This is a genomic window from Amycolatopsis sp. WAC 01375 (assembly GCF_003947325.1).
Taxonomy (GTDB): domain Bacteria; phylum Actinomycetota; class Actinomycetes; order Mycobacteriales; family Pseudonocardiaceae; genus Amycolatopsis.
In genome coordinates this window covers 47,802-60,982 of the sequence record NZ_QHHW01000059.1, presented here as the reverse complement: position 1 = coordinate 60,982, position 13,181 = coordinate 47,802, and the positions used below count along the sequence as shown (strand labels likewise).

Below are 13,181 nucleotides of genomic sequence, written 5' to 3'. Positions count from 1 at the left end.
AGTCCTTGAATCACCAGAACAACTTTCCCAGGAAACGGAGTTTCGAATGGTCACCAAAACCCTGTCCAGAACCGCCAGGCGCCGCTGGTGGTGGGCTTTGTGGGTGCTGCTCGCCGTCTCAGCGGTCGCCATCGCGGGCTACGCGGTGCCGCCCTACCTGACCGGGAATTCCGCGGACAGCAACGTGCCGATCGACCCGGATGTGGCGCTGCACTACCTGTCCCTGGCGGTACACGCGGTGCCCGGCGGGCTCGCCATGATCATCGGGCCACTGCAGTTCGTACCCCGGTTCCGGGCGCGTTACCCGAAATGGCACCGGGTCGCGGGCCGCGTGTACCTGATTTCCGTCATCATCGCTTCGGGCGCGTCGTTGTACGCCGCCACTTTCACGCTGAGCGGGTTCGCGATCCAGGTCGGCTTCTACGTGCTCGCCGTGGCCTGGTTGTTCACCGCGGCCAAGGCGTACCGGACGATCCGTCGTGGTGAGGTGGCGTTGCACCGGATCTGGATGATCCGCAACTACGCCCTGACCTTCGCCGCCGTGACCTTGCGGATCTATCTCCTCATCGGTCTGCAGCTGAAACCGTCGTTTCCCGGGCTGGAGTTCGACGAGATCTACACCGCGAGCGGCTGGGCGTCCATTCTGGTCAACGTCCTGGTGGCCGAGTACTTCATCATCCAGCGCACACTGACACCGTTGGCGCGTCGCAGGCGTGAGTCCACAAAGGAGAATCCACCCGTGCCGGTATAGCTGGCGCTACCCGTACCTCGGCCGCCTACGGGATCGAATCCCGGTTTCCCGCCGGACATGATCGACGTGATCGAAAGCCGGTTCGGACAACGGAGGTTCCCATGACTGGGCGTATCGGGAAGGCGCCGCGGCGCCGGTATCTGCTCGCGGTGACGGCCGCTGTGCTGGTGGGCGCGGTGTCCGCACCGTCGGCTGCCGGTGCGGACACGGAAGGGCGGCGGGGTGACGGCGTCCAGCGCGGGCTGGACGTGCTGGTCGGCCAGGACAAGTTCACCGGGGCGCTGGCGGCGGTTTCCAGCCGGGACGGCCGGACCCGCGACTACACCGCCGGAGCCAGTGACCGGGAAACCGGGAAGAAGGTGCCGGTCGACGGGAGGATCCGGATCGGCAGCAACACCAAGACGTTCACCGCGACCGTGGTGCTTCAGCTGGTCGGAGAAGGCAAGATCGAACTCGATGAGCCCGTCGAGACTTATCTGCCCGGCGTGGTCCGTGGCAAGGGCGGGGACGGCCGGAAGATCACGGTCCGCCAGCTGCTGCAACACACCAGCGGCCTGCCCGACTATGTCGATCCGGTCATGGGCGGCGATTTCGTCGGGAACTACCTGTCGCTCCGGCACACCTACTTCGAGCCCAGGCAGCTGACAGACACCGCGCTGCAGCAGCCGCCCTCGAGCGGGTGGAGCTACAGCAACACCAACTACATCATCGCCGGACTGCTGGTCCAACGGGTCACCGGCCGTCCGATCGGGGAAGAGATCACCACCCGGATCATCGACCGGATCGGGCTGCGTGACACCTACTGGCCGCAGCTCGGCGAACAGGACCTCCGTGGCAAACACCCCAAAGGCTACTTCGCCACCAAGGACGGGAACCTGGTCGACGTCACCCGGCAGGACATCTCCATGGCCTGGGCGGCCGGTGCCCTGGTCAGCACCCCGAGTGACGTGACCCGGTTCTTCAGCGCGCTGGTCGGCGGCAAACTGCTGCGTCCCCAGGAGCTCGCCGAAATGCAGTCCACCGTCGACGCGCCCGGCTTCGACACCGTCGGCGGATCCCGCTACGGGCTCGGCATCGCGACATTCAAGCTCAGCTGCGGCGGACAGGCCTGGTCGCACGGCGGCAACACCCCCGGCTACACGATCGTCAACGGTGCCACGACCGACGGACGTGCCGCCAGCGTCGCGGTCACCGCGCTGCCGTCCACCATCGAGGGATTGAAGCACCTCGACGAAACACTGGATTCCGCGCTCTGCCAGGGGAAGTAGGGACGCGAGCGAGACCGGATGCGCGCCAAGGTCATGACATGACCCGAATATCCGCCGAAGCCCAGAGCGAGGACGAAACGATGAGCGACGAAGCCGCTTCCGCGAAAGTACCCACTCGCCCCCGGAAAACGCGCAGTGTGGCGATGGCGGGCCTTGCCAGCGCCATGTTCCTGGTCATTCTCGACAGCGCGATGGTGAACCTCGCCGGGCCGACGATTCGCACGGGTCTCGGGCTTTCGGCCGCCGAACTCACGGCCGTCGTCGGAAGTTATCTGGTGGCGTTCGCCGGCCTGCTTCTTCTCGGTGGCCGGCTCGCCGACGTGATGGGAGCACGAAGGGTGTTCCTGACCGGGATGGGCGTGTACCTCGCCACCTCGGTCGTCTGCGCGCTCGCGACCAGCGGCACGATGCTGATCGCCGCGCGGATCGGGCAGGGTGCGGGGGCCGCGCTGGTGATGCCTGCCGCGCTCTCGCTCGTCCTCGCCATCCACCCGACTCCCGCGGAACGCACCCGTGCGCTGGGTATCTGGGGTGCTGTCGCGGGATTCGGCAGTCTCATCGGCGTCTTCCTCGGCGGCACCTTGACCCAGGTCTTCGGCTGGCAGTCGGTGTTCCTGACTCCGGTGCCGTTCGGCGCCCTCGGGGCATTGGTCGTATGGCGCACGGTGCCGTCCGTCCCTGGCAGGCCCGGGCGGTTCGACGCACTCGGCGCGATCACCATCTCCGTGGGTGTCTCCGGCCTCGCACTCGGCATGGTCACCGCTTCCGACGCCGGCTGGAGCTCGCCCGGTACGGTCATCGGCCTCGCGCTCGGTGTCCTTTCGCTGGCCGCGTTCGTGGTCGTCGAACGGCGGTCCGCTCACCCACTCGTCCCGCTCCGGGTCTTCCGCCGGAAGCCGGTCGTCACCGCCAACCTGGTGGTGCTGCTGCTCGGTGGCACGTTGACGAGCCTGTTCTTCTTCCTGCCTCAGTATCAGCAGCAGGTACTCGGGATGAGCCCGCTGAGCACCGGGATGACGCAGCTCCCCATCGCCGGCATGATCATCGTGGGCAGCGTTCTCGCGCCGGTGCTGGCCAGGCGCGCCGGCTTGACCAGCGCGCTGCCGATCGGGCTCGGCACGCTGCTCGCCGGCTTCCTGTGGCTCGTACTGGACCCGACCACCAGTGGTTTCTCGCTCAGCCTGCTCGGCGCGTTCCTGCTGATCGGCACCGGCCTCGGGCTCGGCCTCGTCAACGCCACCGCGATGGGAGTACGTGACAGCGCGGCGGGAGAGTCCGGCCTCCTCAGCGGGCTGGTCAACGCCGCACAGCAGCTGGGTGGCGCGGTCGGTCTCGCGGCTCTCGCCGGGATCGCCATCGGCGCCGCGGGCAAGCACGGGGACATCGCGTTCACCACGGCGTTTCTCGGCGAGGCCGCGCTCGTCCTGATCGCCCTCGCGGTGTCGCTCGTCTCCAGAGCCACGGGCAAGCGCTCCGCGGCTCCTTTGGCCGCGCGCTGACACGCCCGGCCGAATCCACCGAATCCAGGAAGGCTCACCACCATGACGAACCCCATCGTTCTCGTGACCGGCGCGACCGGAACCGTCGGCTCCGCTCTGATCCCCGCCCTGCGAGCCCGTGGCGTCACCGTCCGCGCGATGACCCGCGACCCCGGCCACTCCGTTTCCGGCGCCGAGACCGTCGTCGCCGACCTGCAGGATCCGGAATCGGTCGCCGCCGCGTTGAAAGGAGTCGACGCTGCTTTTCTCAACAGTCCCTCGGCACCGGACGCCGCCTCGCTGCAGATCCAGTTCGCGCACCTTGCTCGCGAAGCCGGCGTGAACCGGCTCGTGGTCCTTTCGCAGTACGCGGCGCGAGCCGACTCGCCGGTGCGGTTCCTGCGCTGGCATGCCGAAGTCGAAGCGCACCTACGGGAGATCGGGCTCGACCACACTGTGTTGCGTCCCAACCTCTATCTGCAGGCGCTGCTCGGGTTTGCCCGCACGATCGCGCAGGGCTGGTTCGCCGCGCCCATCGGCGAAGCCGCCGTGAGCGCCATCGACATCAGGGACATCGCGGACGCCGCCGCGGTCGTGCTGACGACCGCGGGACACACCGGTCACACCTACACCCTGACCGGTCCTCGTGCCGTCACCCACGCCGAGATCGCCGAAGCGATCGCCGCCGCCACAGGACGGGAAATCGTCTTTCGGAACGCGTCGGCCGACCAGTTCAGTGCCGCACTGAGCGGTTTCCTCCCGCCATGGCAGCTCGAAGGGTTGGTCGAGGACTACGCCCACTACGCCCGGGGCGAAGCCGCGGAAGTGTCCTCGGCTGTCACCGATCTCACCGGCCGTCCGGCTCGGGACGTCGCCGACTTCGCTCGCGATCACGTTGCCACGTTCGCCCCTGCAGGCTGAAACCTCGCGCCTTACCCCTCAAGAGAACGACCCGATTCGCTCACGACCTCAAGCGCTGCTTCCCAGCCACCGCAACGTTTCCAGCGCCACCGCCACATTCACCGCGTTCTCCGCCAACGGGCGGGGGAGCAGTTCGTCGGCCCGCGCCAGCCGTCGGACGACGGTGTTGCGATGGGTGTAGAGCCGTTCCGCGGTCCGCGTCGTGTTGCCCAGTTCGTGCACGTAGGTCCGGACGGTCTCCCGGGTTTCGGCGTCGGCGTGCCGGAGTTCGCCGAGGGTGTCGGCGATGAATTCGCTTGCCTGCGCCGGGTCGCCGGTGAGCAGGGCGAGCAGCTGGATGTCCTGGTACCGCGCGATCTGCTGCGGTGAGGTGAGCCTGGCGAGCATCCGCTGGGTGGCGGCGGCGTCCAGATGGCTGCGGCGGAAGCCGTCGATCCCGCTGCCGGGCCGCCCCAGCGCCACCCGGACGTCGGGATGCGGCGCGAGGTCTTCGGCGAGCCGGTCCGCGCGCGGCGGGGTCCGGCCGGGCAGCCAGACCCACAGGGCGGCGGCGCTGGCGACGACGGTCAGCCGGTGTGAAGCGCCGCTGGCCCGCATGAGGGTTTCGGCGGCGCTTTCGAGCTGCTGGGACGACGGCGTCGCCGAGCCGCTCCAGACGATCGCGGCCGTATGCGGGCCGGCGAGCGGATAGCCGAGCTGGGATTCGGCCCGCGTGCGGCTGATGGGCGCGCCTTCGAGCAGCAGGGTGACCGTGGCCCGCCGTTCGGCGTGGGCGCCGCGGGTCAGTTCCGAGCGTTCGGCGGCCATCCGGTCGGACACCGCGGCGACGGTGTCCTCGATGAATGTGGTGATCGACAGCGACGAGACGTCCAGCAGTTCGCGGAGCAGCACCGGGTCGGATGTGAGGTCGAAGCAGATCTCGATCCACCGGCGCCAGGCCACCCCCTGCGCCCGCCGGTAGGCGTCGAGGCCGCCGGAGTCGAAGCCGCGGCGCACCATGTCGCGGGCGCCGTCGAGCACTTCCTGGTTCAGGTTGGCGGACACCCGCATCCCGGGGCGCTGCACGTTCGCGGCCGCCCAGTGCAGCAGATTCGCCAGATTCGCGCGTTTGGTGCCCTCGGTGAGGACGGGGTCCTCAGCGACCGCGCGCATACTGCCCCCGCCGAGCGAGGCCTCGTGCAGTTCCTCGATCCACTCGGCGCGCGGATGCAGCACGATCTCCGCGCCACGCCGGAAGAGATCGCGTGCCTCGGGGGACAGGGTCGGCCACGGCGATGCGGCACTTTGCACCATCCATACATCATGATGGTGCAGATAGTGCTAGCGCAATTCCCCGGTGGACCCGCATCGTGGAGGCAACCGAGACGAGGCTGGAGTACCGCATGACGACGAGCACACCCGTCGAGCACCTCGACGTGGTCATCATCGGTGCCGGGATTTCCGGGATCGGGGCCGCGCGCTACCTGAAGACCGAGAACCCGGGCAAGACGTTCGCCATCCTGGAGGCCCGCGGCACGTCCGGCGGCACCTGGGACCTCTTCCGCTACCCCGGCATCCGGTCGGACTCCGACCTGCACACCTTCGGCTACGAGTTCAAGCCGTGGCGGGACAAGCAGTCCATCGCCGACGCGCCCCGGATCCTGTCTTACCTGCGTGAGACGGTCTCCGAGAACGGGCTCGAGCCGAGCATCCGCTACCACCACAAGCTGCTCTCGGCGGCCTGGTCGAGCGACGAAGCGCGCTGGCTGCTCGAGATCGAGCGCACCGACACCGGCGAGCGCACCCGGCTCAGCGCGGGCTGGATGTTCAACGCGGGCGGCTACTACCGCTACGACGAGGGCTTCACCCCGCGTTTCGAGGGCAGGGACCGGTTCACCGGCACGATCGTGCACCCGCAGCACTGGCCGGAGGACCTCGACTACGCGGGCAAACGCGTCGTCGTGATCGGCAGCGGCGCCACCGCGGTCACCCTGATCCCGGCGATGGCGGGGACCGCGGCGCACGTGACGATGCTGCAGCGCACCCCGACCTACGTCATGCCGGTGCCGCGCGAGGACAAGATCGCCAACGGCCTGCGCAAGATCCTCGGCGACGAGCGGGCGTACGCGCTCACCCGCCGCAAGAACATCCGCAAGGGCCTCGCGGTCTGGCAGTTCTGCCAGAAGTTCCCGAAGACCGCCCGCGGGCTCATCCGGTACGTCAACAAGAAGCAGCTTCCCAAGGACTATCCGGTCGACGAACACTTCAACCCGCCGTACGACCCGTGGGATCAGCGGCTGTGCGCCGTCCCCGGCGGCGACCTGTTCGCCGCCATCCGCAAGAGCCAGGCCGACGTCGTCACCGACAAGATCGCGACCTTCACCGAAAAGGGCATCCTGCTCGAATCCGGGCGTGAGCTGGAAGCGGACATCATCGTCACCGCCACCGGCCTGAACCTCCAGGTGTTCGGCGGGGCGAAGCTCAGCGTCGACGGCGAACCGGTGATCCTGCCGGAAACCGTCGCGTACAAGGGAATGATGCTCTCGGACGTGCCGAACGCCGCGTTCGCGATCGGCTACACGAACTCGTCGTGGACGCTCAAGATCGGCCTGCTGTGCGAGCACTTCTGCCGTCTGCTGGCGCATATGGACGCCCACGGCTATAACGTGTGTCGTCCTGTCGTCGCCGACCCGGACATGCCGACGAAGCCGTTCCTGGACTTCGCCGCCGGATACGTCCAGCGCGCGCTCGACCAGCTTCCGCGCCAAGGCGACCGCATGCCGTGGCTGACCTCGATGAGCTACCACTCGGACATCAAGCTGCTGCGCGCGGACGACATCACCGATCCCGAGCTGCACTTCTCCCACGCCAACGTCCGGGAAGCGGTGAGCTCGTGACCGACAGCTTCGCCGGCCTGCCCGGCGGCCCGAAGATCTGTTACCGCGAAGACGGCCCGGCCGACGGTGTGCCGCTGGTGCTGATCGCCGGTCTCGGTCTCGATCTCACGTCGTGGCCGCGGCCGATGATCGAGGGGTTCACCGGCCGCGGTTTCCGCGTCATCCGGTTCGACAACCGCGACGCGGGCTGCTCGGATCGCATCAAGGCGCCGAATCCCGGCAAGCTCCGGCAACTGCTGGCCCGGCCGCTGCCGGGCGCGTACGACCTGGGGGACATGGCGGCGGACACCATCGGCCTGCTGGACCACCTGGGCGTCGAGCAGGCGCATCTGGTCGGCATGTCGATGGGCGGCATGATCGCCCAGACCGTCGCCGCCCGGAACCCCTGCCGGGTCCTGTCGCTGACGTCGATCTTCTCCACCACCGGGCACCGCCGCGTCGGGCAGCCGGCGCGGTCGACGTTGCTGCGCATGGCGAGGCGGCCCGCGCGGACGGCCGAGGAGTCGGTGACCGGCCATTTGGCGATGATGGGCCACCTCGGTTCGGCCACGTTCCCGCTGGACAAGGACGTGGAAACGGCTTGGGCCACCGCTCTCTGGGAACGGGCGGGCGGACGGCGCGCCCGCAGCGGCATCGCCCGCCAGATCGGCGCGATCCAGGCCAGTGGTGACCGCACCGCCGAACTCGCCCGCATCACCTGCCCGACGGTCGTGGTCCACGGGGACACCGACCGCATGGTCCACCGCAGCGGCGGACGGGCGACGGCCAAGGCCATCGCCGGTGCCCGCTACGTCGAAATCCCCGGCATGGGCCACCACATCGCCCCGGACCTCGTCGAGAGGCTCGTCGAGCTCACCGCCGAACTGGCCCTCGACCCGGCAGGAGAAACCCGATGAGCAGCGTTCGCGGCAAGGTCGCCGTCGTCACCGGTGCCGGTTCCGGCATCGGCCGTCAGCTGGCCATCGAACTCGCGCGGCGCGGTGCCCGGCTCGCACTGTCCGATGTGGACGAAACCGGGCTGGCCGAGACCGTCGCCGAGGTCAAGGCCCTTGGCGCGGAGGTGCAGGGCGCCGCGCTGGACGTCAGCGACCGGGCGGCCGTCCAGGAGTACGCGGCCACCGTCGCCGGGCAGTTCGGTGTGGTGCACCAGATCTACAACAACGCGGGCATCGCGGGCGGCGGGCAGACGGTCCTCGACGCCGAATGGGAACTGTACGACCGCACGCTCGCGGTCAACCTCTTCGGCGTCATCAACGGCACCAAGGCGTTCCTGCCGCATCTGATCGACTCCGGTGACGGCCAGGTCGTCAACGTCTCCAGCCTCAACGGTTTCATGGCCCAGCCGACGTTGAGTGCCTATTGCGCCAGTAAGTTCGGCGTCCGCGGTTTCACCGAGGCACTGCGCACCGAGATGATCGCGGGCAGGCATCCGGTGCGGGTGACGGTCGTCCATCCTGGCGGGGTCAAGACCGGCATCGCCTCGGCGGCGTTGAAGGAAGCCCAGGCCCGCGGCATCGAACCCACCGCCGAACAGCGAGAACGTGTCCGCCTGTACAACGAAAAGCTGCTGAAGATGCCGGCCGACCAGGCCGCCCGCATCATCGTCGACGGGGTCGAGGCCGGGAAACCGCGCGTACTCGTCGGAAACGACGCGAAACTGGTCGACCGGCTCGTCCGGCTGCTCCCGCGCCGGTACCCGAAGCTGATCGTCGAATTCGAACGGCGACTCGTCCGCTAAGCGTCGACGCTCCGGTGCCCCAGCAAGCCGAGCAGCCAGGTGTAGCGGACGGCTTCGCGTGCCTGGCCGTAAGCTTCTTCGGTGCCGATCCAGATGGCCTGCGTGATCAGTTCGATGGTGGCGGCGACCACCGTCCGCGCGGTGAACGGCGGCGGCGTCGGCAGCGTGGGATCGGTGGCGCGCAGCCATTTCGCCGTCCGGTCGAAGACGGCTTCCCCGGCGCGCAAAGTGTTCTCCCGTACTTCGAGTCCCGCGTCGCCGAGCGCGTAGATCTCCAGCAGGACGGCGCGGACGGCGGTGGGCCGCCGGTGCACGTAGTCGACGAGGAAGTCGCAGCAGGCGGTGACGGCGTCCAGGGGAGTCGCGGACTGTGCGCCCGCGGCGACGCCTTGGGTGATGAACTCGCCGGTGAGCGCGCGATAAGCGGCGAGGAACGCGTCCTGTTTGCCGTCGAACTGTTCGTAGAACGAGGTCCGTGACACGCGCGCGGTGGCGGTGATGTGGCCGACGGTGGTGGCGACGTAGCCGCGTTCACCGGTGTTCTCGAGTACCGCGTCGATCAGCCGGGCCCGCTGGGTTCCGGCGACCTCGTCACGGCTGAGATTGTGCGGCCCCTTCGGCAGCTTGCGGTGCTCGGTCACGTGCCGCACGGTACCGGTCCCGGTGGTGTGGACCAGTGGTCCGTGAAGGCCTCCTTGAGGGAACCAGAGTCCCTCAAGGAGGCCTTCACGGACTTCCGCGGTCAGCCGACCGGCACCTCCGGAGCGAGGGAGTTGCCGGGTGCGATCTTCCCGCAGGTGGACGGCGCGGGCTTGCCCGCGAACCGGTCGTTGAGCCAGCCGATGGCCTGCGGCGCCCAGGCGACGGCCGCCCCGACGTGGCTCAAGGTGTTGTACTGGTCGTACTTGATCGACTTGTTGCCGGTGTCGCAGTACTGGCGTGCGAGCGACCGCACGTCACCGGCGACCATCACCCCGTCGCCGGTCCCGATCCCCGGCGGGTTGCCGAAAGTGCCTTCCACGACGCCGTTGTTGCCCTGCGCGATGTAGCCGGGCACGGTGGGCGTCGGCGCGGAGCCGAGGTTGATCTTGTTCACGGCCTCGATGTACGGCAGCACCTTGTTCGGGTTGACGTACTCGGGTTTGACGAACTTCTCCCAGGTCAGCCCGGGATAGCGGCCGAGCGCGTCGGCGATCGACGCCTTTTCCATGTCCTTGAGCACCTGAAGGCCGTAGGAATTCGCGTACGGCTTGAGATCGATATCGAAGGATCGCGAGACGCCGATGAGTGCCATCGGAATGACGCCGGTCCACGCGATGCTTCCGTTGACGTACTTGAGGTTGTGCGACGGTTTGACGAGCACGCCGCCTTCGGTGAAACCGACGAGATTCTTGTTGACGTCGGGGGCGTAATCCGGCGCGAGAGCGGCGGCCCAGCCGGTCGCGATGGCGCCACCCGAATAACCGATGAGGCCGAACCGGGTCTTGTCGTTCATTCCCGTTTCCGGTGCCCGCGTCGCCGCGCGGACCGAATCCAGGGTGTTCGTCCCGTATTCCGGCCCGGCGGCGAAGTTCGCCTTCTGGCCTTCGGTGTCGGGAATGACGACGTTGTAGCCGAGCAGCAACGCCGGTGCGATGAAGAGCGACTCCGCGTTGGCGATCAGGCTGCCGAACGAGACATCACCCGCGATCGCCCTCGACGGGCCGTGCTCGGGATTGAGTGAATCGTAGAACGATTGGTACGAAACGGCTTTCGTGCTGTCGCCGGTGAGGCTGCGCAGCACCGAAGTGACGTTGGCGGACGGCTTTCCCTGCGCGTCGGTGGTCCGGTAGAGCAGCTGGGTCACCTTGAGCGGCGTGGAAATACCGAGGACGTGGTAATTGAGCGTCCGCGTCTTCAGGACTGTTCCGGGACTGTACGAGGACAGCGGTTCGCTGCCGTCGTAGCTGTAGAACGGATCGGTCGCGGTGGCGGCGGAGGCGGCGGGCGCGGCGGCGAAAGTGACGATGAGGGCGATCGCGACGGCCAGCAGACGAGCGGGCTTTCGGGTCATGACTCCCCTTTGAATCATGAAGTGGATCTCGTTCAGGATGCTCGGAACCTACCAGCCGGTAACCGATGGTGTACAGGCTCGTACATCATTTATCGACGCGTTCTTGACATTTCTTCTTCCGCGGCCGTTCCGGTTTGGACGGAGCACGGCTCCGACAGGGTGCGCGTTGTGATCCAGCACAAAAGCGGTAGCGCGATCAGGGGCAGCAGTGCCGTTCGGAGGGAGGTGTGGTCCGCGACGGTGCCGATGACGGGGCTCGCGAGACCGCCGATGCTGACCGTCAGGCCGAGAGTGACGCCGCTGGCGGTGCCGACGCGACCGGGGAGGTAGTCCTGGGCGAGCGTGATCTGCAGGGAGAACGGGATGTACAGGCACACCGCGGCCAGCAGGACGAACGGGAAGAACGCCGGGCCCGGCACGAGCACGACGCCCGCGACCGCGCCGATGGTGGCCAGATATGACCGGCGCACCACGGTGACGCGGTCCCGGCGTCCGGCCAGCCTGCTGCCCAAGAGCGTGCCCGCGGCGCCGCCGAGGTAGAGCAGGAACAGCGCGGCACTGCCGGTCGTCGTGCCCCCGCCGACCCGTTGCTGGGCGTAGAGCGAGACGAACGTGCTCAATCCGACGAACACGATCGAACGGAAGACCACCGCCACCGACAACCTCGTGAACGACCTCCAGTCGTCGACGCCTACGGTGTCCGCCGACGAGCCGCCGAAGCGGGCGGTTCCGGCGAGCGCGCGCAGGACGGGCAGGCAGAGCACGGCGCCCGCCAGCGCGGGCACGACCAGCAGCGGCGACATCCGGAGTCCGCCGAGTGACATGACCGCGGCGACGAGTACGGGCGCGGCGGCGAACCCGATGTTCCCGCCGAGGGAGAACCAGCCCATGGCCGTATGCCCGCCGCCGCCGGCGATTCTCGCGACCCGCGCCGCCTCGGGGTGGTAGGCGGCCACGCCGATTCCCGACACCGCGACGAAAGCGAGCGTCAGCGCGTACGAGCCGAACAACCCGCCGAGTCCGATGCCGAGCCCGCCGAGGAGGGTGGCCGACGGCAATAGCCACGGCATCGCCCATCGGTCGGTCAGCGCGCCGAACACCGGCTGCGCCACCGACGACAGCAGCGACGCGGCGAGCACGATGCCCGACACCGCCGCGTATCCGTAGGCGCGCTCGGCGGCGAAGAACGGCACCAGCGCGGCGACCGAACCCTGATACACGTCCACGCACGCGTGCCCGGCCGAGAGCAGGACGATCGCTTTGTTCTTCGGCACCCCGCCATGGTCGTCGCGGCCACGGCTGTCGCGCTTCCGATAAAATGACAGATGATGACGGAAATCCGCCACATGCCCGCGGCGCCGACCCAGGTCCGGTCACTGGCCTCCGGCACGACGATCGACGCGCACCGGCACGACGATCACCAAGTCGTCTACGCCGCCCGTGGCGTACTGGCCATCACCACCGACAGGGGTTCCTGGGTCGCGCCCGCCACCAGGGCCATCTGGGTGCCCGCCGGGACCGTGCACGCCCATCAGGCGCACGGCGACCTCGAGCTCCGGCTGGTCGGCCTGCCCGCCACGGTGAACCCGTTGGGGCTGGCCGAACCGAGCGTGCTCGCCGTCGGCCCGCTGCTGCGCGAACTGATCCGCGCGTACACCGACCCGCCGCACGACGACACCCCGGAACGCCGCCGGCTGCGCGCGGTCCTGCTCGATCGGCTTCGCGTTTCGCCGCAGCAACCCCTGCACTTGCCGACGCCGGACGATCCCCGGCTGCGTGCCCTGTGCGAGATCCTCAGCGCCGATCCGGCCGACAACCGGACGCTGGCCGCCCTCGGCACCCGCGTCGGGGCGAGCGACCGCACCCTGGCCCGGCTCTTCAAAGCCGACCTCGGCATGACGTTCCCGCAATGGCGCACACAGCTGCGGCTCTACCGCGCTTTGGTCCTCTTGGCCGAGAACGCCCCGGTGACCGCGGTGGCGCACGCCTGCGGGTGGTCGTCGACCAGTGCGTTCATCGACGTCTTCCGCCGCGCCTTCGGGCACACGCCTGGCACGCACTACGCGGCGCGCCGGTCCGGCGGGTCGTGAGTGGCG

The 13,181-nt window shown here is 68.6% G+C and carries 12 protein-coding genes; 8 read left to right on the top strand and 4 right to left on the bottom strand.

From position 1 onward, the window contains the following. Positions 1-46: 46 nt before the first annotated feature. The 4 genes from DL991_RS39830 to DL991_RS39815 all read left to right on the top strand — a co-directional run bounded on the left by DL991_RS39830 (position 47) and on the right by DL991_RS39815 (position 4,418). Positions 47-751, top strand: coding sequence for a DUF2306 domain-containing protein (locus DL991_RS39830; RefSeq protein ID WP_125789509.1), 705 nt, complete (start codon positions 47-49; stop codon positions 749-751). Between the two features lie 101 nt (positions 752-852). Continuing rightward, a complete protein-coding gene (locus DL991_RS39825) occupies positions 853-2,019 on the top strand; it encodes a serine hydrolase (protein WP_125789508.1) in 1,167 nt (388 codons plus the stop codon). 38 nt (positions 2,020-2,057) lie between these two features. Next, complete coding sequence (locus DL991_RS39820) at positions 2,058-3,518, top strand: MFS transporter (protein ID WP_233599270.1); 1,461 nt, start codon at positions 2,058-2,060, stop codon at positions 3,516-3,518. Positions 3,519-3,560: 42 nt separating this feature from the next. Further along, entirely contained in the window at positions 3,561-4,418 is an 858-nt protein-coding gene (locus DL991_RS39815) for an NAD(P)H-binding protein (protein ID WP_125789507.1), read from the top strand. Positions 4,419-4,466: 48 nt separating this feature from the next. Here DL991_RS39815 and DL991_RS39810 read toward each other — a convergent pair whose 3' ends face one another. Continuing rightward, positions 4,467-5,711, bottom strand: a complete 1,245-nt coding sequence (locus DL991_RS39810) for a CdaR family transcriptional regulator (RefSeq protein ID WP_125789506.1) — start codon at positions 5,709-5,711, stop codon at positions 4,467-4,469. Between the two features lie 89 nt (positions 5,712-5,800). Between DL991_RS39810 and DL991_RS39805 the strand changes: the two genes are divergently transcribed. From DL991_RS39805 to DL991_RS39795, 3 genes are read left to right on the top strand one after another with little or no spacing between them, the layout of a single operon-like run. After that, on the top strand, positions 5,801-7,294 hold the full coding sequence (locus tag DL991_RS39805; protein ID WP_125789505.1) for an NAD(P)/FAD-dependent oxidoreductase: 1,494 nt from the start codon (positions 5,801-5,803) through the stop codon (positions 7,292-7,294). Beyond that, complete coding sequence (locus DL991_RS39800) at positions 7,291-8,190, top strand: alpha/beta fold hydrolase (RefSeq protein ID WP_125789504.1); 900 nt, start codon at positions 7,291-7,293, stop codon at positions 8,188-8,190. The genes DL991_RS39805 and DL991_RS39800 overlap by 4 nt, the downstream gene beginning before the upstream one ends. Further along, positions 8,187-9,032 carry an SDR family oxidoreductase gene (locus DL991_RS39795; RefSeq protein WP_125789503.1) on the top strand — a complete coding sequence of 282 codons (846 nt, stop codon included), beginning with the start codon at positions 8,187-8,189 and terminating at the stop codon, positions 9,030-9,032. The genes DL991_RS39800 and DL991_RS39795 overlap by 4 nt, the downstream gene beginning before the upstream one ends. On the opposite strand, the gene DL991_RS39790 is transcribed toward DL991_RS39795, so the two are convergent. From DL991_RS39790 to DL991_RS39780, 3 genes are all read right to left on the bottom strand, one after another. Further along, entirely contained in the window at positions 9,029-9,673 is a 645-nt protein-coding gene (locus DL991_RS39790) for a TetR/AcrR family transcriptional regulator (protein ID WP_233599269.1), read from the bottom strand. The two genes, DL991_RS39795 and DL991_RS39790, sit on opposite strands and share 4 nt — an antisense overlap. Positions 9,674-9,774: 101 nt before the next feature. Then, positions 9,775-11,085: a lipase family protein gene (locus DL991_RS39785; RefSeq protein ID WP_125789501.1), complete on the bottom strand. Its 1,311-nt coding sequence runs from the start codon at positions 11,083-11,085 to the stop codon at positions 9,775-9,777. Positions 11,086-11,174: 89 nt separating this feature from the next. After that, complete coding sequence (locus DL991_RS39780) at positions 11,175-12,359, bottom strand: MFS transporter (protein WP_125789500.1); 1,185 nt, start codon at positions 12,357-12,359, stop codon at positions 11,175-11,177. A 54-nt stretch (positions 12,360-12,413) separates the two neighbouring features. Between DL991_RS39780 and DL991_RS39775 the strand changes: the two genes are divergently transcribed. Beyond that, the gene (locus DL991_RS39775; RefSeq protein ID WP_125789499.1) at positions 12,414-13,175 is read left to right on the top strand and encodes a helix-turn-helix transcriptional regulator; all 762 of its coding nucleotides are present in this window, start codon (positions 12,414-12,416) and stop codon (positions 13,173-13,175) included. The last annotated feature ends 6 nt before the right edge of the window (positions 13,176-13,181 follow it).

Bases quoted from the DNA above. Each gene is read 5' to 3' on its own strand.
- DL991_RS39805 (WP_125789505.1), top strand. From the start codon at position 5,801: ATGACGACGAGCACACCCGTCGAGCACCTCGACGTGGTCATCATCGGT.
- DL991_RS39795 (WP_125789503.1), top strand. From the start codon at position 8,187: ATGAGCAGCGTTCGCGGCAAGGTCGCCGTCGTCACCGGTGCCGGTTCC.
- DL991_RS39785 (WP_125789501.1), bottom strand. From the start codon at position 11,085: ATGACCCGAAAGCCCGCTCGTCTGCTGGCCGTCGCGATCGCCCTCATC.
- DL991_RS39775 (WP_125789499.1), top strand. From the start codon at position 12,414: ATGACGGAAATCCGCCACATGCCCGCGGCGCCGACCCAGGTCCGGTCA.
- DL991_RS39810 (WP_125789506.1), bottom strand. From the start codon at position 5,711: ATGGTGCAAAGTGCCGCATCGCCGTGGCCGACCCTGTCCCCCGAGGCA.
- DL991_RS39830 (WP_125789509.1), top strand. From the start codon at position 47: ATGGTCACCAAAACCCTGTCCAGAACCGCCAGGCGCCGCTGGTGGTGG.
- DL991_RS39815 (WP_125789507.1), top strand. From the start codon at position 3,561: ATGACGAACCCCATCGTTCTCGTGACCGGCGCGACCGGAACCGTCGGC.
- DL991_RS39820 (WP_233599270.1), top strand. From the start codon at position 2,058: ATGACCCGAATATCCGCCGAAGCCCAGAGCGAGGACGAAACGATGAGC.
- DL991_RS39825 (WP_125789508.1), top strand. From the start codon at position 853: ATGACTGGGCGTATCGGGAAGGCGCCGCGGCGCCGGTATCTGCTCGCG.